The sequence below is a fragment of the Enterococcus dispar ATCC 51266 genome (genome assembly GCF_000406945.1).
Classification (GTDB): Bacteria; Bacillota; Bacilli; order Lactobacillales; family Enterococcaceae; genus Enterococcus_C; species Enterococcus_C dispar.
Genome location: NZ_KE136354.1, coordinates 1,408,541 through 1,434,509, shown reverse-complemented (window position 1 = coordinate 1,434,509; position 25,969 = coordinate 1,408,541). Strand labels below are relative to the sequence as shown.

Annotated in this window: 25 protein-coding genes; 20 read left to right on the top strand and 5 right to left on the bottom strand. The window is 37.4% G+C overall.

Features of this window, described 5'->3' with window-relative positions; translation table 11 throughout:
* Position 1 precedes the first annotated feature (1 nt).
* The 4 genes from arcC (at position 2) to RK01_RS06960 (ending at position 4,168) form a co-directional block, all read left to right on the top strand.
* The gene (arcC, locus tag RK01_RS06975; protein ID WP_016172592.1) at positions 2 to 988 is read left to right on the top strand and encodes a carbamate kinase; all 987 of its coding nucleotides are present in this window, start codon (positions 2 to 4) and stop codon (positions 986 to 988) included.
* A 153-nt stretch (positions 989 to 1,141) separates the two neighbouring features.
* A complete protein-coding gene (aguA, locus tag RK01_RS06970; protein ID WP_016172591.1) occupies positions 1,142 to 2,239 on the top strand; it encodes an agmatine deiminase in 1,098 nt (365 codons plus the stop codon).
* Positions 2,240 to 2,247: 8 nt separating this feature from the next.
* Complete coding sequence (locus RK01_RS06965) at positions 2,248 to 3,045, top strand: MurR/RpiR family transcriptional regulator (protein ID WP_016172590.1); 798 nt, start codon at positions 2,248 to 2,250, stop codon at positions 3,043 to 3,045.
* Between the two features lie 151 nt (positions 3,046 to 3,196).
* Positions 3,197 to 4,168 carry a pyridoxal-phosphate dependent enzyme gene (locus tag RK01_RS06960; protein ID WP_016172589.1) on the top strand — a complete coding sequence of 324 codons (972 nt, stop codon included), beginning with the start codon at positions 3,197 to 3,199 and terminating at the stop codon, positions 4,166 to 4,168.
* Positions 4,169 to 4,272: 104 nt separating this feature from the next.
* Here RK01_RS06960 and RK01_RS06955 read toward each other — a convergent pair whose 3' ends face one another.
* Genes RK01_RS06955 through RK01_RS06945 form a run of 3 tightly spaced genes read right to left on the bottom strand, consistent with a single transcriptional unit; the run spans position 4,273 to position 7,537 of the window.
* Entirely contained in the window at positions 4,273 to 5,079 is an 807-nt protein-coding gene (locus RK01_RS06955; protein ID WP_016172588.1) for a TPM domain-containing protein, read from the bottom strand.
* A complete protein-coding gene (locus tag RK01_RS06950) occupies positions 5,076 to 6,236 on the bottom strand; it encodes a TFIIB-type zinc ribbon-containing protein (protein ID WP_016172587.1) in 1,161 nt (386 codons plus the stop codon). Before RK01_RS06950 ends, RK01_RS06955 begins: the two co-directional genes overlap by 4 nt.
* 44 nt (positions 6,237 to 6,280) lie before the next feature.
* Positions 6,281 to 7,537 carry an SPFH domain-containing protein gene (locus RK01_RS06945; protein ID WP_016172586.1) on the bottom strand — a complete coding sequence of 419 codons (1,257 nt, stop codon included), beginning with the start codon at positions 7,535 to 7,537 and terminating at the stop codon, positions 6,281 to 6,283.
* A 205-nt stretch (positions 7,538 to 7,742) separates the two neighbouring features.
* On the opposite strand from RK01_RS06945, the gene dnaX reads away from it, so the two are divergent.
* From dnaX to dinB, 10 genes are all read left to right on the top strand, one after another.
* Positions 7,743 to 9,611 (top strand): DNA polymerase III subunit gamma/tau, encoded by a 1,869-nt coding sequence (dnaX, locus tag RK01_RS06940; RefSeq protein WP_016172585.1) that lies wholly within the window; start codon positions 7,743 to 7,745, stop codon positions 9,609 to 9,611.
* Positions 9,612 to 9,635: 24 nt separating this feature from the next.
* Positions 9,636 to 9,950: a YbaB/EbfC family nucleoid-associated protein gene (locus RK01_RS06935; protein WP_016172584.1), complete on the top strand. Its 315-nt coding sequence runs from the start codon at positions 9,636 to 9,638 to the stop codon at positions 9,948 to 9,950.
* A 42-nt stretch (positions 9,951 to 9,992) separates the two neighbouring features.
* Positions 9,993 to 10,589 (top strand): recombination mediator RecR, encoded by a 597-nt coding sequence (recR, locus tag RK01_RS06930; RefSeq protein WP_016172583.1) that lies wholly within the window; start codon positions 9,993 to 9,995, stop codon positions 10,587 to 10,589.
* Between the two features lie 61 nt (positions 10,590 to 10,650).
* Complete coding sequence (gene tmk / locus RK01_RS06925; protein ID WP_016172582.1) at positions 10,651 to 11,289, top strand: dTMP kinase; 639 nt, start codon at positions 10,651 to 10,653, stop codon at positions 11,287 to 11,289.
* A gap of 151 nt (positions 11,290 to 11,440) precedes the next feature.
* Positions 11,441 to 11,770 (top strand): cyclic-di-AMP receptor, encoded by a 330-nt coding sequence (locus RK01_RS06920; protein WP_016172581.1) that lies wholly within the window; start codon positions 11,441 to 11,443, stop codon positions 11,768 to 11,770.
* A 12-nt stretch (positions 11,771 to 11,782) separates the two neighbouring features.
* Entirely contained in the window at positions 11,783 to 12,721 is a 939-nt protein-coding gene (gene holB, locus RK01_RS06915) for a DNA polymerase III subunit delta' (RefSeq protein ID WP_016172580.1), read from the top strand.
* 58 nt (positions 12,722 to 12,779) lie between these two features.
* Positions 12,780 to 13,664: a PSP1 domain-containing protein gene (locus tag RK01_RS06910; RefSeq protein WP_016172579.1), complete on the top strand. Its 885-nt coding sequence runs from the start codon at positions 12,780 to 12,782 to the stop codon at positions 13,662 to 13,664.
* Positions 13,651 to 13,992, top strand: a complete 342-nt coding sequence (locus RK01_RS06905) for a DNA replication initiation control protein YabA (RefSeq protein ID WP_034864815.1) — start codon at positions 13,651 to 13,653, stop codon at positions 13,990 to 13,992. The genes RK01_RS06910 and RK01_RS06905 overlap by 14 nt, the downstream gene beginning before the upstream one ends.
* Positions 13,993 to 14,075: 83 nt before the next feature.
* Positions 14,076 to 14,957: a 16S rRNA (cytidine(1402)-2'-O)-methyltransferase gene (rsmI, locus tag RK01_RS06900; RefSeq protein ID WP_016172577.1), complete on the top strand. Its 882-nt coding sequence runs from the start codon at positions 14,076 to 14,078 to the stop codon at positions 14,955 to 14,957.
* Between the two features lie 204 nt (positions 14,958 to 15,161).
* Positions 15,162 to 16,283 carry a DNA polymerase IV gene (gene dinB / locus RK01_RS06895; RefSeq protein WP_016172576.1) on the top strand — a complete coding sequence of 374 codons (1,122 nt, stop codon included), beginning with the start codon at positions 15,162 to 15,164 and terminating at the stop codon, positions 16,281 to 16,283.
* A 114-nt stretch (positions 16,284 to 16,397) separates the two neighbouring features.
* On the opposite strand, the gene nrdG is transcribed toward dinB, so the two are convergent.
* Positions 16,398 to 17,000: an anaerobic ribonucleoside-triphosphate reductase activating protein gene (gene nrdG / locus RK01_RS06890; RefSeq protein ID WP_016172574.1), complete on the bottom strand. Its 603-nt coding sequence runs from the start codon at positions 16,998 to 17,000 to the stop codon at positions 16,398 to 16,400.
* 111 nt (positions 17,001 to 17,111) lie between these two features.
* Positions 17,112 to 19,301, bottom strand: coding sequence for an anaerobic ribonucleoside-triphosphate reductase (nrdD, locus tag RK01_RS06885; RefSeq protein WP_016172573.1), 2,190 nt, complete (start codon positions 19,299 to 19,301; stop codon positions 17,112 to 17,114).
* Positions 19,302 to 19,719: 418 nt separating this feature from the next.
* Between nrdD and RK01_RS06880 the strand changes: the two genes are divergently transcribed.
* The 6 genes from RK01_RS06880 to dltC all read left to right on the top strand — a co-directional run bounded on the left by RK01_RS06880 (position 19,720) and on the right by dltC (position 25,968).
* Positions 19,720 to 20,487, top strand: coding sequence for an ABC transporter ATP-binding protein (locus tag RK01_RS06880; RefSeq protein WP_016172572.1), 768 nt, complete (start codon positions 19,720 to 19,722; stop codon positions 20,485 to 20,487).
* On the top strand, positions 20,477 to 22,525 hold the full coding sequence (locus tag RK01_RS06875) for an ABC transporter permease (RefSeq protein ID WP_016172571.1): 2,049 nt from the start codon (positions 20,477 to 20,479) through the stop codon (positions 22,523 to 22,525). The genes RK01_RS06880 and RK01_RS06875 overlap by 11 nt, the downstream gene beginning before the upstream one ends.
* 319 nt (positions 22,526 to 22,844) lie before the next feature.
* Complete coding sequence (locus tag RK01_RS06870) at positions 22,845 to 22,994, top strand: teichoic acid D-Ala incorporation-associated protein DltX (RefSeq protein WP_016172570.1); 150 nt, start codon at positions 22,845 to 22,847, stop codon at positions 22,992 to 22,994.
* A gap of 13 nt (positions 22,995 to 23,007) precedes the next feature.
* Positions 23,008 to 24,519, top strand: coding sequence for a D-alanine--poly(phosphoribitol) ligase subunit DltA (dltA, locus tag RK01_RS06865; RefSeq protein ID WP_016172569.1), 1,512 nt, complete (start codon positions 23,008 to 23,010; stop codon positions 24,517 to 24,519).
* Positions 24,519 to 25,715, top strand: coding sequence for a D-alanyl-lipoteichoic acid biosynthesis protein DltB (dltB, locus tag RK01_RS06860; protein WP_016172568.1), 1,197 nt, complete (start codon positions 24,519 to 24,521; stop codon positions 25,713 to 25,715). The genes dltA and dltB overlap by 1 nt, the downstream gene beginning before the upstream one ends.
* 16 nt (positions 25,716 to 25,731) lie before the next feature.
* A complete protein-coding gene (dltC, locus tag RK01_RS06855) occupies positions 25,732 to 25,968 on the top strand; it encodes a D-alanine--poly(phosphoribitol) ligase subunit DltC (protein WP_016172567.1) in 237 nt (78 codons plus the stop codon).
* Position 25,969: the final 1 nt, after the last annotated feature.

Below are 25,969 nucleotides of genomic sequence, written 5' to 3'. Positions count from 1 at the left end.
GATGGCAAAAACAGTTGTGGTAGCTTTAGGTGGCAATGCCATTTTAACGGATGATCCAACCGCCGCTGGACAACAAAAGGCATTAGCGAAAACCGCAACTGCTTTAGTCAGTCTGATTGAAGCTGGTTATAAGGTAATAATTTCCCATGGGAATGGACCACAAGTGGGCAATCTTTTACTACAACAAAAAGCTGCTGCTTCTCCTGAAAATCCGGAAATGCCTTTAGATACCAGTGTCGCAATGACACAAGGAAGTATCGGGTATTGGTTAACCCAGGCGTTAGATAATGAGATAAAAAGACGTCATATAAAAAAACCAGTCGCAACTTTATTAACGCAAGTTGTCGTGTCTGCTGATGATCCGGGTTTTAAAAATCCTACCAAACCTGTCGGGCCCTTTTTAACAGCAGAAAAAGCGCAAAATGAAATGGCAGCAAGTAATGTTACTTACAAAGAAGATGCAGGCAGAGGCTGGCGCAAAGTGGTCGCTTCACCAAAACCAATTGATATTGTCGAATCAGAAACAATTAAAACGATGGTGGCCACCGATACATTAGTTATTGCTGGTGGTGGTGGCGGAATTCCTGTTATTACTACAGCTGAAGGTTTAAAGGGTGTAGAAGCGGTGATTGATAAAGACTTTGCATCAGAAAAAATTGCTGAAATCGTTGACGCAGATGAATTGATTATTTTAACCGGTGTACCTAATGTCGCTGTTCATTTTAATACGCCAGCGCAAAAAAATCTCACGACAGTAGATAGTGAAACGTTGGAAAAATATAAGGATCAAGGTGAATTTGCACCGGGAAGTATGCTGCCAAAAGTGGAAGCGGCCTTGGCATTTGTCAAAGCACGTCCGAATGCAAGAGCGGTTATTACTTCGTTGGCTAATTTAGATGCCTTATTAAAAGAAGATGCGGGTACTATTATTTACGGTGGAAAAAATTTAGAGCAAAAAAGTCATTTGAAGGATTTTATTGCAAATTAAGAAAAAAAGTCGAGCCAAATGGTTCGGCTTTTTCTGACAAAAAATAAAAAACGACTTTTGCCTATGGTATAGTTAAATAGTAGGAAAACTCAGATTTATAGATAATAGCTACTGACTACCAAGTGTAAGAGATAAAATAAGGAGGCAGCTTTGATGTTAGTAGAAACTTCACCAAGGCGGGATGGGTTTCAAATAGTTCCTGAGTGGTTACCTCATAAAGAATGTTACCTGATTTGGCCCGAGCGGACTGATAATTGGCGATTAGGAGGCAAGCCCGCTCAAAAAATTTACCAAGAAGTAGCTGAAGCCATTAGTCGTTTTGAAAATGTTACTGTTTTAGTTTCAAAACAACAATTTCTGAATGCACGGCACCAGTTAGACAATGCCATTCGTGTCGTGGAAATGAGTAATGATGATGCTTGGTTAAAAGATACAGGGCCGGTTTTAGTGATGAATAAGCTGGGAAAATTACGCGGTGTGGATTTTCGTTTCAATGCTTGGGGGGGACTATTAGATGGCTTGTTTTTCCCTTGGGATCAAGATGATTTGTTAGCTCGTAAACTCTGTGATTTGGAACGAATCGATTATTATCAACTAAAAGATTTTGTCTTAGAAGGTTGTTCTATTCATACAGATGGGCACGGCACTCTTTTTGCCACCGAAGAATGCTTGTTATCAGAAGGACGCAATCCCCAATTAAAAAAAGCAGCAATAGAAGAAATTTTAAAAGAATATTGTGGGGTTGAAAAAGTTATTTGGTTTCCACGCGGCTTTTTTTTGGACGAGACCAATGGTGATATTGACAATTTATTAAATGTTATTCGACCAGGGGAAGTTGTTTTAACTTGGTGTGAGGATCCTAATGACCCAATGTATGAAATTACCCGAGAAGCAGAAGCCGTCTTGTTAAGCCAAAAAGATGCAAAAGGGAGAAAATTTACGATTCATAAATTGGAATTGCCGAAATCTTTGTATATTACTAGTGAAGAAGCGGCTGGTGTCGATCCGGTCAATGGCATGTTGCCACGTCTAGCAGGGGATCGTTTAACGGCCACTTATGTCAGTTATTATACGGCTAATAATGGGATCGTCTTTCCTCTTTTTGAAGATCCCAATGATGAAAAGGCAGAGAAATTATTACGCGAACTTTACCCAGGTTATGAAGTGATTGGGATAAAAGCGCGCGAAATTTTACTTGGGGGCGGTAATATTCACTGTATCGCACAAGGTATACCACAGCATGAAAGGTGAGAGAAACAATGGATTTTTTTGAAATAGTCAACAGTCATATTGCGGAATTGACTAAAAATGAACAAGTGCTGTTTGATTATGTCATTACAAATCTGGACAGCATCAAAAATAAAAGTATTCGTGAAGTTGCGGATGACTGTTTTGTTTCGACTACTACTTTTTTACGCTTTGTCCGTAAACTAGGTTTTTCAGGTTTCAGTGAGTTTACCACTGTGATTAAATATACTCTTTTAAACAAAAAGACGCTACCACAATCAAGCCCCTTTGTGGTAAGTCAAAAAGATTATCGTGAAGAATATTTGAAAAATGTGGTGGAATCTGTCCGCGTAATGGATACTGACAAAGTAACGCAAATTGTGGCGCAACTACAAAAAAAGCCTAAAATTTTTCTTTTTGCTAAAGGACTCAGTAAAGAAATTATGCGCTATGTAAAATATTTGTACAACACAGCTGGCTTTTTTGTCATTTTTCCAGAAGACCATCAAACGCGGGCGATTGCCCAGCAACAAGCAGAAAAAAATGATATTGTGTTTCTTTTTAGTTATAAGGGCGAAGATTTGGAGTTGATTGAGGCAGTACGTAAGCTGAAGAGTCAAAACCATCCATTAATTGTTTCTATCACAGGGGCAGATAATAATCTTTTACAAAATTCTAGCGACTTAAATCTATACTTGTTTACCGATGAAATTGGGTTAAATCATTTGGATATTACTTCCCATATTTCGATGATTGCGTTAATGGAATTGATTTTATACCATTTTATCGAAGCGAGTGGCAGTGAGAATTATCATTTAGTGTTTCGTTAATTGTTTCGCTACATAATTGAAAAACAATAACAAGACAATTCCAAGCTTTTTTTGGAACTCTTGTTATTTTTTTGTTTTGTAAAAGATTATTGCTATTTGAGTTAATTCATGTTTCAATGTACTTGTAAACGCTAACAAGAAGGTGGAAGAAATGATTTCAGAAACGCAGGACCAAGCTCTTTATGGCATTTTAAAAGCTTATGAACGAATTAATTCATTAATGATTCATACACCCTTAGCACCAAGTAATATTTTGGGACAAGAAAAAGATGGGGAAATTTATTTAAAACTGGAAAATTTACAACGAACGGGTTCTTTTAAAGCCCGGGGAGCTTATAATAAATTAGCAACTTTAACACCTGAAGAAAAACAGCGAGGCGTCATCGCATGTTCGGCTGGTAATCATGCGCAAGGAGTAGCCCTAGCAGCTTCTCTTTTAAATATTGGAGCGCGAATTTTCATGCCAAAAGGTGCTCCGAAGACTAAAATTTCTGCTACAGAAAATTATGGCGCTAAAGTGGAATTAGTCGGGGAAACATTTGATGAAACAAAAGCTGCTACATTGGCTGAAGTAGCAAAAAGCGGCGAAGTTTTTGTTTCGCCGTTTGATGACCGTGCTGTTATGGAAGGACAAGGGACGATTGGAATTGAATTGTTACAGGATTTACCCGAAGTGGATAATGTAATTGTTCCTATTGGGGGCGGCGGGCTAATTGCAGGAATTGCGTTAGCACTTAAATCTTATCGCCCGCAAGTGAGAATTATTGGGGTGCAATCTTATCATGTTCACGGGATGATTTCGTCTATATGGCAGCAAAAACTGATTGCAAATCGAAGTTATAAGACATTGGCAGATGGTTGTGATGTAGCTTTAGCTGGGGAGTTAACCTATGGCATTTTAAAAGAGCGCATTGATGAAACAGTACTAGTTGAAGAAGAGGAAATCGAACAAGCGATTCACTATTTAGCCTTGAAGGAAAAAGTGATTGCAGAAGGTGCAGGAGCCCTGAGTACTGCTGCTATTTTAAGTGGGCATATTGATCACCTGCTTAAAGGAAAAAAAACAATTGCCATTGTTTCAGGGGGAAATATTGATTTTTCTGTTTTTAAAGAAATAATTTAAAAAACTAACGCTTGGTTGTGACTTCACGGATAAGACGTGAGGAACCGAGCGTTAGTTTTTTTGTTTCTTATCAAAGTGAAAGCAAGACAGTTTGTAGCGACGGGTTAAAAACCGCGACCGCCACCACCAAAAGTACCCCCTCCACTGGAATTGGTGGTACTACCGCCACCACCACCGCCGCCACTAGAGTTATTGCGGGGAATACGTCTGGTGGTAACAAAAGAATTAATCAAACGATTTTCATTTTCAGTTAGTTCAAGCTGTGTATTTTGTTTAAAAGGATACTTGTAGGTTCCAAGTTTTAATTGATAACGGGATTTGACAATTACAAAAAATGCAACGCTGGCTACCAAAGCCAGGGCAAAAGCGATGACACCTTCTAACAAGGTGATTGTTTTATAATAAGTAATTTTGCCAGTTTCTTCATCAATGCGATAGTGTCCGCCCGGGATACCAGCATTTACGTAGTCTGTCATTTTGCTTAAAAATGTGGTACTAGCAGCATAATAATTACCATTACTCATGTCGCTACTTACCGTGTCAAAAAATTCTTCTCGACGTGAGTCGGTCAAATAGTCGATCATATTGCCAGAAGTTGCCACGTACATTTCTCGTTGGTTCAAATCAATTAAAAAGACGGCACCGTTTTGATTATTGCCCACTTTGTCTCGCAAATACTCATTTGCAAAACTTCGCGGTTCATCTTCATTAGTATCGGTGGTGACAATATAAATCCCACCTTTTATTTTTTGTCCTAATTTTTCAGCTTCTTGATTTAATTGATTGGTTTGCTCAGGGCTGAAAAGTTGTGCCTCATCGTTAATATAACCCGTGGCGCCATATACAGGTAAGGCCAGCAATAGAAAAAGAAAAGTGGCAAGTAAGGTCAGGCTACTGCATATTTTTTTCATAGGAAATAACCTCCTAATAAAAATAGTAGAAATAAACCTAAGAAAATACCTGCAGATACCAGACCTAATTTTTTATAACTGATAGGTAAGACACCGCTGACTTTACCAGTTTGCCCATTCATCGCATAATAAAAAACTTTTTTATCCGTATCCGAACTCCGATAAGTAACGAGCCAGACGGGCAATAATAAATAAGAAGATTTTGTTTCAGTCAAAGTGAGATCTTGTTGTGTTTTTGTAAATGTGGTAAAGCTCCCCACGGTTTCGCGGAGTTTCTTTTCACCATAATCTCTTAATTCGTCTGAAACTTCATCTTTTAAATCAGCATATTCAATGTCACGTTTTTCTGCTTGAAAACCAGCTAAATATTGATTTTTAAATGAAACTGCTTTTTCTAAGGGAAAAGGTTGGACACTTGCGACCATCTTTTGGGGTGTATTTTTTGTCAAAGCATTTTTGACAAGTTCTTTAAAAGTAAGGTTTCCCTTGCGACTGATAGCATATTGCTTGGTTTCAGTATATTCAATATCACCTACAATCCAAACTCGAATAGAGGTCCCGTTGCCCATTAGACTGCCCGCTCCTTTAGCATCAACTTGCCAATAAGGAAAATAGACACCTGTTAATTTTTCAACTTGGCTTTTATCAAAAAAATCTTTTGGAACAAAGAATTTTTTTTGTGCCCAATTTAAAAAATCTGCTGTCGCTTTTTCTTTGCCAATTGCAAAAGGCAAGACTTTATCGGGTAAGAATTTACCAGAAAGACGGCCTTGTAAGACGACCGGATTATGACAATAATAACAATAAGTTGCAGCTGTTGTAGCATCTGTTACAATTTCTGCGCCACAGTTTGGACAAAGATAAAGCTCCATATTTTCAGTAGTCGCATCTTTTGCTTCAGACGCGTTATCTAACGAATTATCAACGGCATCTGTTGTCTGGCTTTTTGTCTTGGCCGTGTCAGCTGAAATACCATCGCGATCTAATTCGGATTGATTTTCTGGGTTGTTTTGTGTATTTTTTTTGTTTGCTTCAAAAGCGCTTAACTCATCGACAGTAAAAATGCTGCCACAATATGGGCAATGAAACTTCTGATCGTCAGGATCAAAAGTTAGCGGACCATTGCAGTTGGGACATTTATGCGTTAAAGCGTCCATGGCGTCACTCCTTACTCTATTATGCGATATTCAAATTTTATCGTTTAATCAAGAGGCACACCTTTAAATGGCTTACCACATTCAGGGCAGAATTTTGGAATACCATTAGAAAGATCCACGATACTACCGCATTCACTGCATTTCATTTTTAAATCTACTTTACCGGAGGCAGCGGGTTTTGGTGTGCCGCAATTGCTACAAAATTTACCCGTATTTTCAGTACCACACTGCGGACATGTCCATGTTTCACTGGAAGTGTCAGTGTTTTGGCTATTTGCTTGCGGGTTATTTGACTGTTGATTGTTTATTTGTTGTTGATTATTTTGGCTGGCTTGATTTAAATAGTTACCTCCAGCGTTCATTCCCATTCCCATTCCGAAAAAGCCGGTCGCAGCACCAGCATCATTTTTACCAGCGGCTTCCATGCCTCTTGCAACAGAACCTTGTACGTAACCTTCGCGGATATTGGCATCGCCTAACATGGCACCTTCATTACGCATATTAATTAATTTAGTGGAATCATCGGTATAAGAAATACTTGCCACGGCCACTGCTACAATTTCCATGCCACGCAAAGTGTTCCAATCTTTATCTAAAACGTCAGCCATATATTTGCTTAATTCCATGCTTTTTGAAGGGACATAAGAAATACGTACACCATCAGCAGACATTTGATTGATTGTTGCTTGTAATGCAGTTAAAAACTCATTTAAATATTGTTCATTGATATCGTCAATTTCTACTTGATCTTTATTCTTAGGAATAGCATTGGTATAAAATAAAATTGGGTCAGTAATTTTAATAGAATAAGTTCCGTGGGCTCTTAAAAATAATTCGGCATTGTAGAAATTATCAAAATAATTTAGCGGTGCGGGTGTGCCAAATTTTATCCCTTTAATTTCTTGTAAATTAATATAAAAGACCTGTTGTTTTTGTGGCGTTGTGCCCCCAAATTTAAATCGTCCAAAGGTTTCTTTGACAGCATCTTTTAATGAACCATTGAAAAGAGAGGGGGCTGCCTCATTTTTGACAGTATAATAACCTTCTTCAGCGGTATAATCGATAATTTTGCCACCATCGACTAAAAGCATCATCATATTTGGGTAAACGTGAATGACAGAACCATCTGTAATGACATCGCTTGTGCCTTTTTTATTGGCATTGCGTTTGGCATCTTTTCTAACTTGAACACCTTTGGTTAAAACAGTATTGTCTCCCATATCAGCCGGTTCAATCACCTCAAGCCATTGATCGGCTAAACCACCTGTTACAGCTCCTGCTGCAGCTTTAATAATTCCCATGCAAAAGTCCTCCTTTTTTATCATGTCGACCCTTTCAAAAGAGAGAAAGCGCCTACTATAATAAAATTATAGCACAGGAATGACATGTTGCCTGCTTTGACGAAACAAGGTTTTAGAATTGATAAAAGAACAAGCCAAAACTAGTTTTTTTGCTAAAAATTGCGTATAATAGAAAATAGTGAATTTAAAGAGAGTGAGGCAAAATATGGCCTATCAAGCCTTATATCGTGTTTGGCGTTCTCAGCGTTTTGATGACGTAGTAGGACAAGATGCGATTACGCAAACCTTAAAAAATGCAATCAGCCAACAAAAAATTTCCCATGCGTATTTATTTACTGGGCCAAGAGGAACAGGAAAGACCAGTGCAGCTAAAATTTTTGCCAAAGCAATTAATTGTCCTAATAGTCATGACGGGGAGCCCTGCAATGAATGTGAAAATTGTCGTGCCATTACGAATGGCCAATTTGATGATGTGATTGAAATTGATGCGGCAAGTAATAACGGTGTTGATGAAATTCGTTTTTTGACAGAGCGGGCAAACTATTCGCCTACTAAAGGTAAATATAAAGTTTATATTATTGATGAAGTTCATATGCTTTCTACTGGGGCCTTTAACGCTTTATTAAAAACGTTAGAAGAACCAAGAGAAAGTCTAGTTTTCATCTTAGCGACGACTGAACCTCATAAAATCCCTGCAACGATTATCTCTCGGACACAACGCTTTGATTTTAAGCGGATTGATACAAGTGCTATTGTCGGTCGCATGGAACACATTTTAGAAGAAAGCAATCAGCCTTATGAAGAACAGGCTTTACAAATTATTGCGCAAGCTGCAGAAGGCGGTATGCGAGATGCCTTATCGATGTTGGATCAAGCCATTTCATTTGCAGATGGAACGATTACTTTAGCCGATGTGATGGCTGTTACTGGTAGTTTGACCTATGAAATGATGGATCAACTCTTAGAGCAATGCTTAGATCATGATGCAGGAGCAGCTTTGACCTCATTATCTGCCATTTTAGCAGAAGGAAAAGAAGCCAGACGATTGTTGGAAAACTTGTTGGTCTACTGTCGGGATTTATTGTTATATCAAAAAGCCCCCCAACTATTGCAACAAAAGGCGGGGCATTTGACTGCTGCCTTTAAACAATTAGCGCAACGATTGAGCAGTCAACAAATTTTTTATTGGATTAAAATTTTAAATGAAACACAAAATGAAGTGCGTTTTACTAATAGCCCGACGATTTATTTAGAAGTTTGTATCGTGAAGTTAGCAGAAAATTCCCAGTCTGTAGCAAATACGCCAACAATATCTGGGGAGTCAGCGACTAATGAGCCAATAGAAAACCATGACGAGACAGGTTCTGTAATTACTGCCTTAAAACAAAAAGTAGATCAGCTTGAAGCGGAATTAAAACAATTACAGGTACAGGATAGTCAAAAAGTAACCGTATCTGCTCAAAAGGCTCCGGATCGTACACCAAAACAAAAACAAAATAATTTGCGGGTGCCTCGTAGTCAAGTCTTTGGTGTGTTAAAAGCGGCGACAAAAGAGAACTTACATCAAACTCAAAATGTTTGGGAAGATTTATTAGCAAGTTTACCGATTACCAAAAAAGCCGTCTTACGACAAGGACAAGTGCGTGCGGCTAGTCCGACTGGCATAGTTGTGACGTTTGATTACGAAATTATCTGTCAAAAGGCGGTGGCCGATGAAGAAATGAGTCAATTAGTGGCCAATAATTTGAGCAAAATGATTCCAAATTATGCACCAGCACCTGTCTATTTAACAAGTGCGGCTTGGCAAGATTTAAGACGTGAATTTGTTACAGCTCAAAAAAATGGCAGCTTATTGGCCGATGATACTAGTGAAGAGGATAAAAATAAAACACTAACACCAACTGCTAGTAAAAAAGAAGCAGCACCAATAGACAGTAAAGCAGATTTAACAGCGGCCGGAATCGTAGATGATGATTTGTTAAATCATCTTCCTCCTGAGTCCGCTGAGGAAGATCCAGCACAAAAAGCAGTTGAATTATTTGGCGCGGATGTAGTAAAAGTAATGGATGATTAATTAGAAAATTAAGGAGTGGTTAATATGATGCGTGGCATGGGTAATATGCAAGGCATGATGAAACAAGTACAAAAAATGCAAAAAGAAATGACAAAAGCACAGGCTACATTAAACGAAAAAGAATTTGTCGGCGTTTCAACAAATGAATATGTTAAAGCGACGTTCACTGGCGACCGTAAAATGATTGGTTTAACAGTTGTGCCAGATGTCATTGATCCTGATGACAGTGAGATGTTACAAGATTTAGTGATGATGGCGGTAAATGACGCCTTAACAAAAATTGAAAAAGAAACAGAACAAACTTTAGGTAAATATACTAAAGGGATGCCTGGATTTTAAAAAATCCTTTGATACAGCAGTTTTAGCTAAGGAGAAATGTGTATGCAATATCCAGAACCAATTGCCAAATTAATTGACAGCTATATGAAACTGCCCGGAATTGGTCAAAAAACCGCGACGCGATTGGCTTTTTACACAATTGATATGAAAGATGAAGTTGTTAATGAATTTGCCAAATCCCTCTTAAGTGTCAAACGTGATCTACATTTTTGCAGCATTTGCGGTAATATTACCGAAGAAGATCCTTGTCCGATTTGTTCTGATCAAAGTCGTGACCGCAGTACAATTTTGGTTGTAGAAGAGCCCAAAGATGTGATGGCAATGGAAAAAATGCGGGAATATCATGGCCTATATCACGTTTTACATGGTGTTTTATCACCGATGGAAGGAACTGGACCAGAAGATATCAACGTTCCAAGTCTTTTGAAGCGACTTCATGATGATGAAGTAAAAGAAGTGATTTTAGCGACGAATGCTACGACAGAAGGAGAAGCCACAGCGATTTATTTATCTCGCTTAATTAAACCTGCGGGGATAAAAGTCACACGATTAGCCCATGGGTTAGCTGTTGGTAGCGATATTGAATATGCAGATGAGGTCACCCTTTTAAAAGCAGTCGAGGGCCGGCGTGAGTTGTAAAGTTTCAAAATTGATGTTTTTTTTGTACAATAATGTTATTAGATAATTGGAGGATAAACTTGTGAACGGATTATTTATCACGATTGAAGGACCCGATGGCGCTGGCAAAACGAGCGTTGTCAACGAATTATTTCCTCGGATTCAGCTGATTGCCAAGCGCGGCATCGTTAAAACACGAGAACCTGGCGGTGTTAAAATCGCAGAAAAAATCAGAAAAATTATTTTAGATCCTCGCAATGAAGAAATGGATGATCGCACAGAAGCTTTGTTGTACGCAGCGGCTAGACGTCAACATTTAGTTGAAGTTATTATGCCGGCTTTGAATGCTGGTAAAATCGTGATTTGTGATCGTTTTGTAGATAGTTCCTTAGCTTACCAAGGAGCAGGGCGCAGAATCGGCATTCCTGAAATTGCCAAGATTAATGAATTTGCAACAGAAGGTTTAAAACCGGACTTTACTCTTTATTTGGATGTTGATTCAGACACAGGGTTAAAACGTATTGAAAATTCGCGCCATGGAGAAGCGGATCGTTTGGAAATTGAAAGTTTGGAATTTCATCAACGGGTGCGGCATGCTTATTTGAAATTAGCAGAAGAAGATCCTATTCGAATCCACAAAGTTGATGCGCGTATGAGTTTACAAGAGGTGGTTGATGCCAGTTTTACTGCTATCACCGAAGCATATCCACAGTTTTTCTAAACAAAACCATTATAAAAGGATAAAATGTTGTTTATAGGCAATTAGTTTTGCTTCAGAAACTAACTTTACGCTGTGCTAATCGATCAGTTTAGCTGACTAGGCAGTAGTAAAGCTAGGTTGTGAAGTCTTTCCAATAAAAGGAGGCAGTTTTATGAAATTAATTATGGCGATTGTACAAGATAAGGATAGTAACCGTTTGGCAAATGAATTTATCGACAATAATATTCGCGCAACAAAATTATCTTCTACCGGCGGTTTTTTAAAAGCAGGTAACAGTACTTTTATTATCGGAATTGAAGATGAACGCGTGCAAGAAGCGTTAGAACTAATTAAAAAAACGTGCCAATCAAGAAAACAATATGTTTCAACACCTATGTCTTTAGATATTTCTTTAGATGGTCAAGTCCCTTATCCCGTGGAAGTTGAAGTTGGCGGCGCTACTGTCTTTGTGATGCCAGTGGAAGGTTTCCATCAGTATTAAGGAGCAGAGAAAATGACGGAGCAAGAATTTTTATTAAAAAATGAGCCTCACGTCTTTGCCCAAATAAAAAAAAGTGTCGAGCATGAGCGTTTGGCTCATGCTTATCTTTTTGAAGGGGAGAGAGGTACTGGCAAACATCAAATGAGTCTGTGGCTAGCAAAACGGCTTTTTTGTACCAATGTTACAGATAATGAACCGTGTAATGTTTGTAATAACTGCACACGGATTACTTTAAATGAACACCCCAATGTGCAAGTAATAAAGCCTGAAGGACAAACCATTAAAGTGGACCAAATGCGGCGCTTGCAAGCAGAATTTGGCAAAAAGGGGTTTGAGTCGCAACGACAAATTTTTATTATTTCAGATGCTGAAAAAATGAATGTCAATGCAGCTAACAGTTTGTTGAAATTTTTAGAGGAACCCCAAGCTGGCTTTTTAGCAATTTTAGAGACGAGTGCCTTAGGTCGTATTTTACCAACGATTCAATCCCGTTGTCAGCTCATCCATTTTACGCCCTTATCAAAAGAACAATTAGTGAAAAGCCTGCAAACGCAAGGAGTTGGAGCTCAAAGTGCGCTCTTACTTGCAAGCCTTACCAATAGTTATGAAAAAGCAATTGAATTCTCATCAGATGAATGGTTTAATAGTGCTAAGGATGCCGTTTTAACGTGGCATCGTTATCTTGAAAAAGCAGATTTACAAGCCTTTATTTTTGTTCAAAAAAAGTTAACGCCTTTGGCTAAAGAAAAGGAACAACAATTTATAATATTTCAAATATTGTTGCTTTATTTTCGGCAGCAACGGGAAAAAGAACTCAATAATTTAGCTCACTTGCAACTCATAAATCAAATTTTAGAGCTTGTTTTGCAAGCAGAACAAAAATTACGAGCAAATGTTGCCTTTCAAAATGTCTGTGAACAATTAGTGTTACGGATTGTTCGACTTTCATAAAAATGTTTAGTCGTTGTAAGGTTCGACTGATAAAATTTAAAGTAAGGGAGGGACTTTAATGGAAGTAGTAGGAGTCCGCTATAAAGAAGCTGGTCATGTCTATTACTATCGACCTGGCAAGCAGCAGGAATATCGTTATGAAGAAAAAGTAATTGTCGAGTCACAGCAAGTGAAACTATTAGCAGAAGTCGTTATTCCAAAAGTAGAAATTGACAGTGCCGATTTGCCAGATGAAGTGCTACCGATTTTACATATTGCTTCGAAGGCAGAATTACAACGGGCTGCGCAAAATAAAGAAGACGCGCGAGCGGCTTTTGTCATCGGCAAAAAGAAAATTCGTCAGCATGATTTGGCGATGAAATTGGTCTCTGTGGAATATACTTTTGACCGTAGTAAAATGATTTTTTATTTCACTGCCGATGGTCGTATCGATTTTCGTGAATTGGTAAAAGATTTGGCGAGTGAGTTTCGTACTCGAATCGAATTGCGACAAATTGGTGTTCGTGATGAAGCCAAAATATTAGGTGGAATTGGACCTTGTGGCCGCCAATTATGTTGTTCGACTTTTTTAGGAGATTTTATTCCTGTTTCAATTAAAATGGCTAAAGATCAAGGCTTATCATTAAATCCAGCTAAAATTTCGGGTTTGTGTGGCCGTTTAATGTGCTGTTTGAAATATGAAAATGATGAATACGAAGCCGCTAAAAAAGAATTACCTGATTATGGTAAAGAAATTGTCACGCCAGATGGTAAAGGCAAAGTTATCGGTTTGAATTTATTAAGTCGTATCGTCAAAGTGCGACTTTTTCAGCGGGAAACCCCAATGGAATATCATTATGATGAATTAAAAGATTTTGCGGCACAACAAGCAGCTGTCAGCGTAACAGCCCCAGCCAATGAAGCAAAAAAAGCAGGTGATGCCAGTGAGCATGGACAAACGTGATATTTATGATGGATTAAGCAAGTTAGAGTTAGACTTGGAAAGCTCATTGCAACAACTAACAGCAATGAAAGCAGCCTTGCAAGAAATCGTAGAAAAAAATACAACACTTGAATTGGAAAATCAAAAGTTGCGTGAGTACTTACAGGAGTTAAAAGAAGAAAACGCGGCCGAAGAAGTAAAACAAGGAATGTCCAAGTCCCGCATGAATTTGGAAAAAATTTATGAAGAAGGTTTTCATATTTGCCGTGAGTCTTACGGCGCGAGAAGAGAAAATGATGAACAATGTGTCTTTTGTTTAGAAGTTTTGTACCGCGAAAGTCAAAATTAAGTGAAAAGGAATTGATTAAAAGGTGCTGGATGGATTGCCTTTTGTATCAATTCTTTTTCAATTTATGGAAAAGGTGATAACAAGTGCAAAAGCAAAGTAGTTTCAAAGGTCAACAAGTAAGCGGCACGCTTTATTTGGTGCCAACGCCGATTGGAAATTTACAAGACATGACCTATCGTGCTGTCGAAACATTAAAAACAGTTCAACTCATTGCCAGTGAAGATACGCGTAATACACAAAAATTGTTAAATCATTTTGAAATTAAGACCCCACAAAAAAGTTTACATGAGCATAACTACAAAGAACGGGTGCCCGAACTAATGGCGTTATTACAACAGGGGACAACAATTGCGCAAGTGAGTGACGCAGGAATGCCCTCTATTAGTGATCCGGGCCATGAGTTGGTCATTGCTTGTATAGCAGCAAATATTCCGGTAGTTGCGCTACCTGGTCCTACTGCTGGGTTGACTGCTTTAATTGCCTCTGGTTTGAATCCGCAACCGAATTATTTTTATGGCTTTTTGCCTCGCAAAAAAAATGAACAAGTGAAAGTATTGACAACCTTAAAAAATGAAACGGCGACTTTGATTTTTTATGAATCACCTTATCGTTTAAAGCAAACCGTTGCGACGTTAGGGGAAGTTTTTGGTAGTCGCCAAGCTGTTATTTGTCGGGAGTTAACTAAAGTTCATGAAGAATATTTGAGGGGAACGCTAATGGAGTTAGCTGATTATTTGACAGCAAATACTCTTAAAGGAGAATGTTGTCTCTTAGTAGCTGGTTCTTGTGGCCAGGAGGAAGAACCAGCAGCAGCATCTGAACTATCTGTCAAAGAACAGGTACAAGTGTTAATTGAAGAAGGGTTAAAACCAAATGCCGCCATTAAATTGGTTGCCCAAAATAATCAAATGAAAAAGCAGATGGTTTATAAAGCTTATCATGAAATCGATGCGCCAGCAGAATAGTTCTGTTGGCGTTTTTAGCGGCAACAAGTAAAAATTTCAAGAAAATTAGAGGGCCATTGAGCAAGATTTCTTCTTATTTGAGAGTTGAAGGAATTCGTCAGTCTTTCTTCTGATTCAGATATTTTTCAAATAAATTTTTTAAAAGAGTAGCGGTTGCGAACGTCTGTTTGGGCTAGTATAATAAGAGCGGATGGAGGTGAGTTGATGGCGGAATTGCAATTTCCCTTAAAAAATGATACCAGTCGTAAAATTATTCATATTGATATGGATGCTTTTTTTGCTGCTGTGGAAGAAAGAGATAATCCCGAATTGGCACGACATCCTCTAGTAATTGCCCGCCATCCTAGTGATACAGGTGGAAAAGGTGTGGTGACTACTGCAAATTACGAAGCGCGAAAGTATGGCATTCATTCAGCAATGAGTGCACAAAAAGCTTATGAATTGTGTCCCCATGCTATTTTTGTACCGGGTAATCATGAGAAGTATCGCTTGGTTTCCAAGGAAGTACGGTCTATATTTTCTAAATATACAGATATTATTGAACCCGTTTCCATCGACGAAGCCTATTTAGATGTTACTCATAATAAAATAAATAGTCATTCAGCTGTAAAAATTGCTCGTCTAATCCAGCAAGATGTCTGGCAAAAAGTTCATCTTACCTGTTCGGCGGGAGTTAGTTACAATAAGTTTTTAGCCAAATTAGCTTCTGATTTTATGAAGCCCCATGGAATTACTGTTATCCCACCACGGGATGCACAAGCGTTTTTAGCGGCATTGCCAATTGAAAAATTTCATGGGGTCGGGAAAAAAACGGTCCCAAAAATGCATGAAATGGGGATTTTCACTGGTGCTGATTTATATAAAAAAACTGAAATGGAATTAATCCAATCTTTTGGGAAAATGGGCTATTTTTTATATCGAAAAGTCCGAGGAATTCACGATTCTCCCGTAGCTGTAAGCAGGGAGCGAAAGTCAGTCGGAAAAGAACATACTTATGGCAAGCCCTTAACAACCGAAGATGAAGTTTTGTCTCAATTACGCCAACTATCTGAAAAAGTTGCAGAAGCTTTAAAGAAAAGCGGTAAACATGGCCATACTGTTGTTTTAAAAGTGCGCTATGCTGGCTATGAAACTGTGACTAAAAGGAAAACATTGCCAGCTTATTTAGCAGATAAACAGGAAATTTTTTCGCAAGCTAGTATGATTTGGGAAGAAGTGGCGGGACTTGAAAAAGGTATTCGGCTGCTAGGCGTCACTGTTACAAATTTAGATCCGATAACTTTTGAAAATCTTACATTGCCTTTGTGGGAAGAAGATACAGTCTAATGTTTACCTCTGTTACTACGATGTTGGAAAAGATTAATCAAATAGCTGGTAACTCTACTCGTAAAAAAGGTGAGACAAAATTTTTGTCTCACCTTTTTAGAATGTTAGCGATTTTTAAATAAAATCTTGTTTTTTTATTTGCTCAAAGTTTTCAGTTGCATCATGACATTTTTCCCAAATCACAGCGCGTCTAACCGCAAGCGATTTTTTTACATCGATAATTCGTTGATTGCTGCTACCGCGAAATTGCAAGTTTAAGTTGCGCTTGGCTAATTCAAAGCGGCCATCTACCAAAATATCAATTTTACTTAATAGTTCTAATTTATCATCTGTCTCTTCCAAGAGTTCTTCAAAAGTATATCCTGACCAACTCCAAATATCTTTTTTATCCCCAAATTCTTTGTGAACACGATTAACAACTTGGAGACAGACTGTTGTATTTAAAAAAGGTTCGCCACCTAATAAAGTGAGTCCTTGGACATAATCATGGGCTAAATCGGTTATGATTTGCTCTTCTAATTCTTCTGTAAAAGGAGTGCCGTAATTGAAATTTTGGACGGCTTTGTTAAAGCATCCTTCACAAGCAAACAAACAGCCGCTGACATATAGACTATTGCGGACACCTTCACCATCTACAAAGTTAAATGCTTTATAGTCGGCTATATAATTTTTACTATACTTATTTGCTTGCCATTCTTTGGGCTTGGGATTACGCATAAAAATGCCTTCTTTCTATTGAATCAGCACAATCTCGTTGAAATGCGCGTAAGAGAATAACCCGAACCACAATTGCTATGCTCGGGTTATGCAAAACTTTATTTATTGGGGTTATTTCATATGCTTCACACGAGAAGAAATTTCTTTGTGACGGCCATGCACCATCGGGCGGGCTTGGGGGTTACCTAAGTAGCCACAAGTTCGTTTTACTACGTCGCACGTTTTGGGATCGTGATTGCCGCATTGTGGACATTCAAAACCGCGTTCTGTCGGCGTAAAGTCGCCTTCAAAGCCACAGTCATAACAATGATCAATCGGTGTATTTGTTCCCAGATAACCAACTTTATCGTAAGAATAATCCCAAACAGCTTCTAAAGCTTTCGGATTTTGCTGCAACATTGGGTATTCGCAGTAATGTATAAAACCGCCTGAGCAATATTTGGGGTAATCTTTTTCAAAATCTAGTTTTTCAAATGGTGTCGGATTTTTCCGCACATCATAATGGAAACTATTGGTGTAGTATTCTTTATCGGTCACATTTTCTACAACGCCAAATTTTTCAGTATCCAAACGACAGAAGCGATCGGTTAAACTTTCACTCGGGGTAGAGTACACGCTGAAATGGTAACCATACTCATTGCCCCAGTCATCAGCATGTGCTTTTAGAGATTTAACAATATTCAAAGTGAATTCTTTGGCAGTGGGATTATTTTCCCAAGTGCCGCCATAAAAAGTAGAAGCAACTTCATATAAACCAATATAGCCCAATGAAACAGTAGCGCGTTTATTTTTGAACAGTTCGTTGACAGCATCCGTGCGGCTGAGTCGCTTTCCAAATGCCCCGTACATATATAAAATCGGCGCATTAGCAGGAATTGCTTCTTTACAACGTTCCACGCGGTAAACTAAAGCATCTTTCAGTGTAGCCAAACGTTCTTCTAAAATTGACCAGAATTTTTCTTGATCGCCAGCAGCTTCCAAAGCAATGCGTGGCAAGTTTAATGTCACAACACCTAAGTTCATGCGTCCAACATTTACTTCTTCACCGTTTTCATCTTGCCATCCTTGTAAAAAGGAACGACAGCCCATTGGTACTTTAAAGCTACCAGTTAATTCAACGATTTTATCGTAATTTAAAATATCAGGATACATCCGTTTAGTGGCACATTCTAAAGCTAATTGTTTGATATCATAATTGGGATCAGTCGGTGCAGAATTCACTCCTTTTTTAATAGAAAAAATTAATTTTGGAAAAATTGCTGTCCGTTTTTCACTACCTAAGCCATTAATGCGAATTTGTAAAATAGCCCGTTGAATTTCACGCTCAAACCAGTTAGTCCCCAGGCCAAAGCCAAGAGAAGTAAATGGTGTTTGACCATTTGAGGTAAACAACGTATTAATTTCATATTCCAAACTTTGCATGGCATCGAAAATATCTTTTTTTGTTTTTGCTTTAGCGTATTCTTCTCTTCGGGCAGGAGTTTCAATCCATTCCATGGCATCGTTTAAATGTTTTTGATAATTCAATTGGGCAAAAGGAGCTAATAATTCATCGGTACGATCTGCCGAACAGCCACCATATTGACTGGAAGCGACATTTGCGATAATTTGTGAAATTTGGGCAGTGGCTGTTTGAATTGATTTTGGTGATTCCACTTCAGCGTTGCCAATTTTAAATCCGTTGTTTAACATGCCTTTGAAATCAATTAAACAACAGTTCGTCATTGGCGTATAAGGATGATAGTCTAAATCGTGATAGTGAATGTCCCCTTTTTGATGGGCATTGGCCACATGTTTTGGCAACATTTTCAATCCAATAGATTTGCCAACAATTCCGGCAGTTAAATCGCGTTGGGTATTAAAGACATTACTATCTTTATTCGCATTTTCATTTACGACACTTTGATCTTTATTAATTAAGCGTCCGATTGTAAAGTTAATATCGGTGGCTTTACTGCGGTCAAAATCGCGGCGGGTCCGATAATTGATATAAGCTTCCGCCAGTTCGTATTCGCCTTTTTCAAGGAGGATATGTTCAACAATATTTTGGATTTCATAAATTTTGACATCCGTAGTAAAACGTTGCCCAATTTCTGCATCAATCCGTTCTACTATTTCTAAAAGACGCTCATGATCGATAGGTGAAAGTTCCCCGTGAATTTGACGTTTAGCTTTTACTAATGCATCATAGATTTTTTGATCATCAAAATCCATTAGACGTCCGTCTCTTTTGATAATTTTAATCGTCTGTAATTGGGGATGTAAATCATTTATTTGTAAATCATTTTTTAAATCCATCATCTTGCCCACTCCTTTATTTCTTAACTCACAATCTGTTTGCACGTATTTTTATCAGACTATTTGCGCTCATACGGCTTTATTTGTGCCCTTACTCACATAATATGATAGCCGAAAAAGAAATAAGGTGCAACCAAAAACGTGACTAGATATAGTGTTTTTGTTCTAATTAATTACCAATAGACACTATATATAGTGTATAAAAAATATGTAAAAAGATTGAAAACAGATAGGCATAGGCTTTTCTAATTTATAAAAAAAGGAAACTTGTATAAAAAATGAATGACGCTGAAAAAATTTTTTTGTTTAAATTTTTGTCTGGCCTTAAGTTAAAAACTCCGTATTTAAAACAGCTTATGCTACCATAGAGATAATAAAAAGTAGCCGCAAATTATTTTGTAAGGAGACTAAAAGTAAAAATATGAAAAAGATTATAGAAGTAAAACATTTAAGCAAAACTTACGGTAATCGCATGAATCAAACCAAAGTTTTAGACAATTTATCCTTTAGTGTAGACGAAGGTGAATTTGTGGGTATTATGGGACCAAGTGGAGCAGGAAAAACGACTCTGATGAACATTTTAGCCTCAATTGCATTGCCTACTTTTGGGACAGTAAAAGTTGATGGTCAAGATTTAACCGCATTAAAAGAAGATCAGCTTAGTGACTTTCGTCGTAAAGATTTAGGTTTCATTTTTCAGGAATTCAATTTATTGCCAACACTTACGGCGAAAGATAATATCATTTTACCTTTGGCTATTGATTTTTTAAAACTGGATGAAATTGAAAAAAGAGTAGCTGAAGCTGCTGATTTATTAGGAATCAAATCCATTTTGCAACGCTATCCAGATGAGTTATCTGTAGGTCAAAGACAACGAGTAGCCGCAGCTCGTGCACTCGTAGTAAGACCGCGCATTATTTTTGCCGATGAACCAACCGGAGCATTAGATTCAAAATCTGCGACAGAATTATTGTACTATTTAAGTGAATTGAATCAAAAACAAAATAAGACGATTTTAATGGTCACTCATGATCCTTATACCGCAAGCTACTGCAATCGTATTTTATTTATTAAAGATGGTGTCTTTTTTTCTGAAGTGGTAAAACGGGGCAGTAGGCAAGATTTTTTTGAGCAAGTCATTGATATGCAGGCAACTTTAGGTGGTGGGGGACGAAGGAATGCTCTATAAACTATCCTGGCGCAGTTTTTTGAAACAGTTTCGTAGTTACGGTATTTATTTAATTAGTATTACCATGGCGGTAATGATTTATTATTCTTTTAATGCCATGACACACGATCAGCCCCTCACGAAAAGAGCGGGTCAAGATATAAAAATTGAAAATATTTTAACAGTTGGCAGTTTTTTTGTCATCGTGATGATGGTCTTTTTTGTCTTAAGCGCTAATCGTTTTTTTATTGTCAAGCGTCAACAAGAAGTGGCACTTTATCAACTATTTGGTTTGAAGCGGCGGCGCATTATTTTACAATCTTTAGTTGAAATTTTCGCTTTGAATTTATTGGCTTTTTTACTGGGAATTAGTTTTGGCGTTGTTTTCTCCAAACTTTTTTCTATGATTTTAGTGAAGGCAATGGCTCTAGATGTTGCAAGTACGCTGTTTTTTTCTTGGCAGTCGGTTCAAGTTACTGCAGCAGTCTTTATTTTTGTTTTTATCATTAGTGCTTTTCAAAATGTTCTCGTTTTGTCTAAAAAACAAGTGGATGGCGTATTTTCGGCTAAATCATCTTTTGAATTGCAGAAATTAAAAATTAAACCCTATGAAATTAGGCTAGGTATCTTTAGCATCCTCCTTATTATAAGTGCATATTTAGTGGCCTTTTTTATTCGACCATTAACTTTTCGCTTTATTTTGCTAAGCGAAAGTTTTTCGATTTTATTTTGGTTGCCGGGTAGTATTTTAATGGCGTGTATTTTAGGCACCTATTTGTTTTATCGCTATGGTTTAAAAACGATTTTTCATTTTTTAGATAAAAAAAAGAGCCGTTACCACGGGCTAAATTATTATGAACGTAGTCGTGGTTTGGTAGCAATTTTAAAAAATTGGCGTTCTTTAGCATTACTGACACTTTTAACTTCTTTGGCAATCGCCTTGATTGGCGGGGCAATTTCTTTAGTTAGTATTCAAAGTCGCGTAAGTCAAAATGAAACTCCGACAGATTTTCAAGTACACGTTAATGAACTTGGTAAACTCCAAACTATTATTAAAGAAAATGACGCAAAAATAACATCTACGCAAAACTTACATTATAAAGTCACAGCCGGGCGGTTTGCTTTAAAAATATTTAGCAGCGAAGAAATGCAGCGCTTCAATTTAATTAACATTTTACGACTGAGTGATTATCAAAAATTTCAAGCCCAGCATGAGGATTTGCCCCCAATTGCGCCATTGTCAGAAAACAACGGTGTTTTATTTGATTATAATTATATGTTGTATAACAACATTAGTGAGGTCAGTCGAAAAGTTACTTTACCTAATGGACTGGATATTAAAGTGCAACACTTTTATTCCGACTTATTAGGGGATTCACTGCTTCGTTATAGCGCAGGGGTGTTGGTTTTACCCGATACACAGTTTAACCAGATTCAAGGTGTTGACTATACCATTGCAATGGTAAATGTGAAGACAAAAGATGAAGAAAAACTAGCCACCGCGGTGGAAAAAGATTTGAACGCCGATTGGGGCAATGATATATATTATGACTTTACCTATCAAGATCATTTTTTGAAAGGTGAAATCACGACAAAGGTTTTAAAAAACGCTACTCCACATGCTTTTACCGGTAATTATTCCCGTTTAAATCATACGAGTCGCTTTCCCATTGTTCGTAGGGCAACCAGAGAGGCTGGCATTTTTATGTATGTAGCGATTTTTCTGGGAATGATTGCTTCTTTTACTACTGCCGCAATTGTGATGTTACGTCAATTGTCAGAGGTGGAAAATGGTAAAAAAGATTACTTATTATTACAAAAATTAGGCGTTAGTCGCAAACAAATGAAGCGAAACCTCTATTATCAAAACGCTTGGATTTTCGCACCCCCTGTCTTGTTGGTAAGTGGACATGCCGGCTTTGCAATTTATACATGGTCCCAATTTGTCACGTATGGTAGCTATTGGCTCGCTTATTTATTTTGCGGCATCGTTGCTGTCATCTATTTCGCAGCCTATATTTTGACTGTAAAATTTTTCTTGCATAGCTGGGAAAGCTAAGCACTCTTATTTTAAAAGACAACCTATAAAATAAAATTTTTTGAGCTTTATGCTTTTAAAGAATTTTTTTTGGGTTGTCTTTTTTTATCCAAATTGCATTTTATCTTAGAATTCCGTTGCTTTTACCATAAGTTCTAATTGAGGAAAATTTCATTACTTAGTAAGGCTCTTATTTCTCAGCATTTAAGTATAGTTCAGCTTTTGAAATTGAAAGCCCTTAAGTGACGAAAGTGTTAGATTGTCGTTTTTGGTGTAAGTCAAAAAAATGTTTTATTCTAAATAAGTCATTTATACTGAGGCTGAAAAGGAGAGAGTGAGAATGAAAAATTGGTTGCATAAAGAAAGTACCCATTACTGGTTAACATTTATTGGAAAAACGCTCTTTTACTTCTGTGTCCTGCTTATTTTGATTTATTTGTATCATTACAAAAATATTCAAGGCGGCACATTTATTTACAACGAATTTTAAGAGGTGAGTGCAGATGACTGTAACAAATATTATTGAACAAATTGAGTCTTGGGGAATAACTGAACCCAATCGTATTGCTTACATCGATGAAAAAGAATATACCTATGGTCAGTTAAAAGATTGGTCAGATCAACTTGCCGCTTTTTTAAGTGAAAAATTATCAGGGCGCAAACCAATTGTAGTGTATGGGGATTTAGAATTTGAAATGTTAGCCGCTTTTTTAGGGGCAAGCAAATCGGGTCATGCCTATATCCCAATTGAAGCCAATACACCAAATGAACGCGTCGAGTTAATTTTGAAAGTTGCACAGCCCGCTTTAGTTATTAGTGTGGAACCATGGCCTGAAATTGCTGCAAATTGTGAAATTTTAACGCCAACTGCGCTAAACACAATTTTTGAGGGAAAAAGGACTTTACCAACATTTGAAAGTGTAAGGGAGGATGAAAATTACTATTTAATTTTTACTTCTGGGACAACTGGTGTACCAAAGGGTGTACAAATTAGTCATGCTAACTTATTATCCTTTGTAAATTGGACGCTAACAGATTTTGTTTTGCCAGAAAATAGTCGGTTTTTATCACAAGCACCGTACTCTTTTGATTTATCGGTTTTTGATGTCTATCCAGCATTATGTTCTGGTGGTTCGTTGGTTCCAATGAAAAAAGAAATTATTAACGATTTTAAAACGTTATTTGCAACACTACCGCAATTAGCATTAGAAGTTTGGGTTTCTACTCCCTCTTTTATGGACATTTGTTTAATGGAAAAAGAATTTAATACACAAAATATTCCGAGTTTAACAACGTTTATCTTTTGTGGCGAAGAGTTAACCAAAAAAACGGCGCAAAGTTTATTGGAACGTTTTCCTGAAGCTCATATTTATAATACTTATGGTCCAACTGAAGCAACAGTAGCGATTTCTGGTGTGGAAATTACACCGGCATTATTAGCGCAAGTCGATCGTTTACCGATTGGCTATGTAAAAGAAGATACAACAGTTACAATCATGGATGAAGATAATGTCCTTACTGCTGGCGAGGTGGGAGAGATTGTTATTTCAGGTCCTAGCGTCTCAAAAGGCTACTTAAACAACCCAGAAAAGACTGCGCAAGCATTCTTTTGGTTAGATGATAAATGGGCATATCGTACAGGCGATGCTGGAAGTTTGCCAGCAGATGGCTTATTGCGGTATGAAGGACGAATGGACTTTCAAGTGAAGTTACATGGTTACCGGATTGAATTAGAGGATGTTGATCATCATTTAAATCAAGTTTCTTTTGTAAAACAAGCAACTGTGGTACCAAAATATCAAGATCATAAAGTGCAACAATTAGTGGCCTTTGTGGTTGCGAATGAAAATGATTTTGCCAAGGAATTTCAATTAACAAAAGCAATTAAAGCAGAATTAGCAGAAGGCGTTATGGATTACATGATTCCCCAACGCTTCGTTTATGTTGAGCAACTACCACGGACAGCAAATGGCAAAATTGATCGTAAGGGTCTGATAAATGAGGTGAATAGCTAATGGCATTTCCTCATAGTATTCCTTATGCAGATCCCAAATACTTTTTATTACTATTGATTGCGTTTATTCCGTTAATTTTAAGTATGTTGATTGCCGGTAAGCGACCTGCGTGGTACCAAAGTTTGGTGACTTTGTTTTTCTTATACGTCAGTTTTGGTGGTGCCAGTTGGCATCAAGGAGTAGCGTTAATTCTTTATGTCCTTTGGCAGACGCTATTAGTTTATGCGTACTTTTCATATCGCCAGCAAAAAAATAGTAGCAGTATTTTTTACGGCGCTGTCGTTTTAGCAATTTTACCTTTGGCAATTACAAAAGTAGTTCCTTTCTTTAATGGCGGTCATAGTTCCATTTTAGGTTTTTTGGGTATTTCTTATTTAACCTTTAAATCGGTTCAAATGATTATGGAAACGCGAGATGGGATGATTAAATCCTATAAATTTTGGCATTACATTCAATTTCTCTTGTTTTTTCCAACCATTTCTTCAGGTCCAATTGATCGCTTTCGACGTTTTGATAAGGACTTTGATAATCCGCCAACCCCAGAAAAATACGTTGATTTACTAGGTACTGGGATTCATCGTATCTTTATCGGCTTTTTATACAAGTTTATTATTGGATATTATTTTGGTTCAGTTTTATTACCACCAGTTGAGCGTGCCACCATTATTAATGGCGGCCTCTCTTGGGCATTAGTTGGCTATATGTATGTTTATAGTATGTATTTGTTCTTTGACTTTGCCGGATACAGTTTATTTGCAGTGGGAACCAGTAATATATTAGGCTATGAAACCCCAATGAACTTTAATAAACCATTTTTAGCTTGGAATATTAAAGAATTTTGGAATCGTTGGCACATGACATTATCTTTTTGGTTCCGTGATTACATTTATATGCGCTTAATGTTTACCTTGTTAAAAAAGAAAGTTTTTAAAAGCCGAATCGTGGCTTCCAATGTTGGTTATTTTGCCCTCTTTTTGATTATGGGGGTTTGGCACGGTTTAGCTTGGTATTATATTGTTTATGGCCTATACCATGCCTTGCTGATTTGTTTAACTGATGCGTGGTTGCGTTATAAGAAAAAACATAAAAATTTGCCCTCCAATAAGTTTACGCATGCATTGGCCATCTTTTTAAACTTTCAGGCAGTATGTTTTAGTTTTATGATTTTTTCAGGAATTTTAGATAAATTAATTTAAAAGAGGAGAATGAACAATGAAAGACACAGTATTAGATATTTTAGAAGAAATCACCGGGACTGATGAAGTCAAACAAAATTTGGATGTTAACTTATTTGATGAAGGCTTGATGGATTCAATGGCAACTGTTCAATTATTAGTGGAATTAGAAGGACAATTAGATGTTCAAGTGCCCGTTTCAGAATTTGACCGTGAAGAATGGGATACACCCAATAAAATTATTGCTAAAGTTTCTGAATTAAAAGGGAACTAGT

Bases quoted from the DNA above. Each gene is read 5' to 3' on its own strand.
- arcC (WP_016172592.1), top strand. From the start codon at position 2: ATGGCAAAAACAGTTGTGGTAGCTTTAGGTGGCAATGCCATTTTAACG.
- aguA (WP_016172591.1), top strand. From the start codon at position 1,142: ATGTTAGTAGAAACTTCACCAAGGCGGGATGGGTTTCAAATAGTTCCT.
- RK01_RS06965 (WP_016172590.1), top strand. From the start codon at position 2,248: ATGGATTTTTTTGAAATAGTCAACAGTCATATTGCGGAATTGACTAAA.
- RK01_RS06960 (WP_016172589.1), top strand. From the start codon at position 3,197: ATGATTTCAGAAACGCAGGACCAAGCTCTTTATGGCATTTTAAAAGCT.
- RK01_RS06955 (WP_016172588.1), bottom strand. From the start codon at position 5,079: ATGAAAAAAATATGCAGTAGCCTGACCTTACTTGCCACTTTTCTTTTT.
- RK01_RS06950 (WP_016172587.1), bottom strand. From the start codon at position 6,236: ATGGACGCTTTAACGCATAAATGTCCCAACTGCAATGGTCCGCTAACT.
- RK01_RS06945 (WP_016172586.1), bottom strand. From the start codon at position 7,537: ATGGGAATTATTAAAGCTGCAGCAGGAGCTGTAACAGGTGGTTTAGCC.
- dnaX (WP_016172585.1), top strand. From the start codon at position 7,743: ATGGCCTATCAAGCCTTATATCGTGTTTGGCGTTCTCAGCGTTTTGAT.
- RK01_RS06935 (WP_016172584.1), top strand. From the start codon at position 9,636: ATGATGCGTGGCATGGGTAATATGCAAGGCATGATGAAACAAGTACAA.
- recR (WP_016172583.1), top strand. From the start codon at position 9,993: ATGCAATATCCAGAACCAATTGCCAAATTAATTGACAGCTATATGAAA.
- RK01_RS06920 (WP_016172581.1), top strand. From the start codon at position 11,441: ATGAAATTAATTATGGCGATTGTACAAGATAAGGATAGTAACCGTTTG.
- holB (WP_016172580.1), top strand. From the start codon at position 11,783: ATGACGGAGCAAGAATTTTTATTAAAAAATGAGCCTCACGTCTTTGCC.
- RK01_RS06910 (WP_016172579.1), top strand. From the start codon at position 12,780: ATGGAAGTAGTAGGAGTCCGCTATAAAGAAGCTGGTCATGTCTATTAC.
- RK01_RS06905 (WP_034864815.1), top strand. From the start codon at position 13,651: ATGGACAAACGTGATATTTATGATGGATTAAGCAAGTTAGAGTTAGAC.
- dinB (WP_016172576.1), top strand. From the start codon at position 15,162: ATGGCGGAATTGCAATTTCCCTTAAAAAATGATACCAGTCGTAAAATT.
- nrdG (WP_016172574.1), bottom strand. From the start codon at position 17,000: ATGCGTAATCCCAAGCCCAAAGAATGGCAAGCAAATAAGTATAGTAAA.
- nrdD (WP_016172573.1), bottom strand. From the start codon at position 19,301: ATGATGGATTTAAAAAATGATTTACAAATAAATGATTTACATCCCCAA.
- RK01_RS06880 (WP_016172572.1), top strand. From the start codon at position 19,720: ATGAAAAAGATTATAGAAGTAAAACATTTAAGCAAAACTTACGGTAAT.
- RK01_RS06875 (WP_016172571.1), top strand. From the start codon at position 20,477: ATGCTCTATAAACTATCCTGGCGCAGTTTTTTGAAACAGTTTCGTAGT.
- RK01_RS06870 (WP_016172570.1), top strand. From the start codon at position 22,845: ATGAAAAATTGGTTGCATAAAGAAAGTACCCATTACTGGTTAACATTT.
- dltA (WP_016172569.1), top strand. From the start codon at position 23,008: ATGACTGTAACAAATATTATTGAACAAATTGAGTCTTGGGGAATAACT.
- dltB (WP_016172568.1), top strand. From the start codon at position 24,519: ATGGCATTTCCTCATAGTATTCCTTATGCAGATCCCAAATACTTTTTA.
- dltC (WP_016172567.1), top strand. From the start codon at position 25,732: ATGAAAGACACAGTATTAGATATTTTAGAAGAAATCACCGGGACTGAT.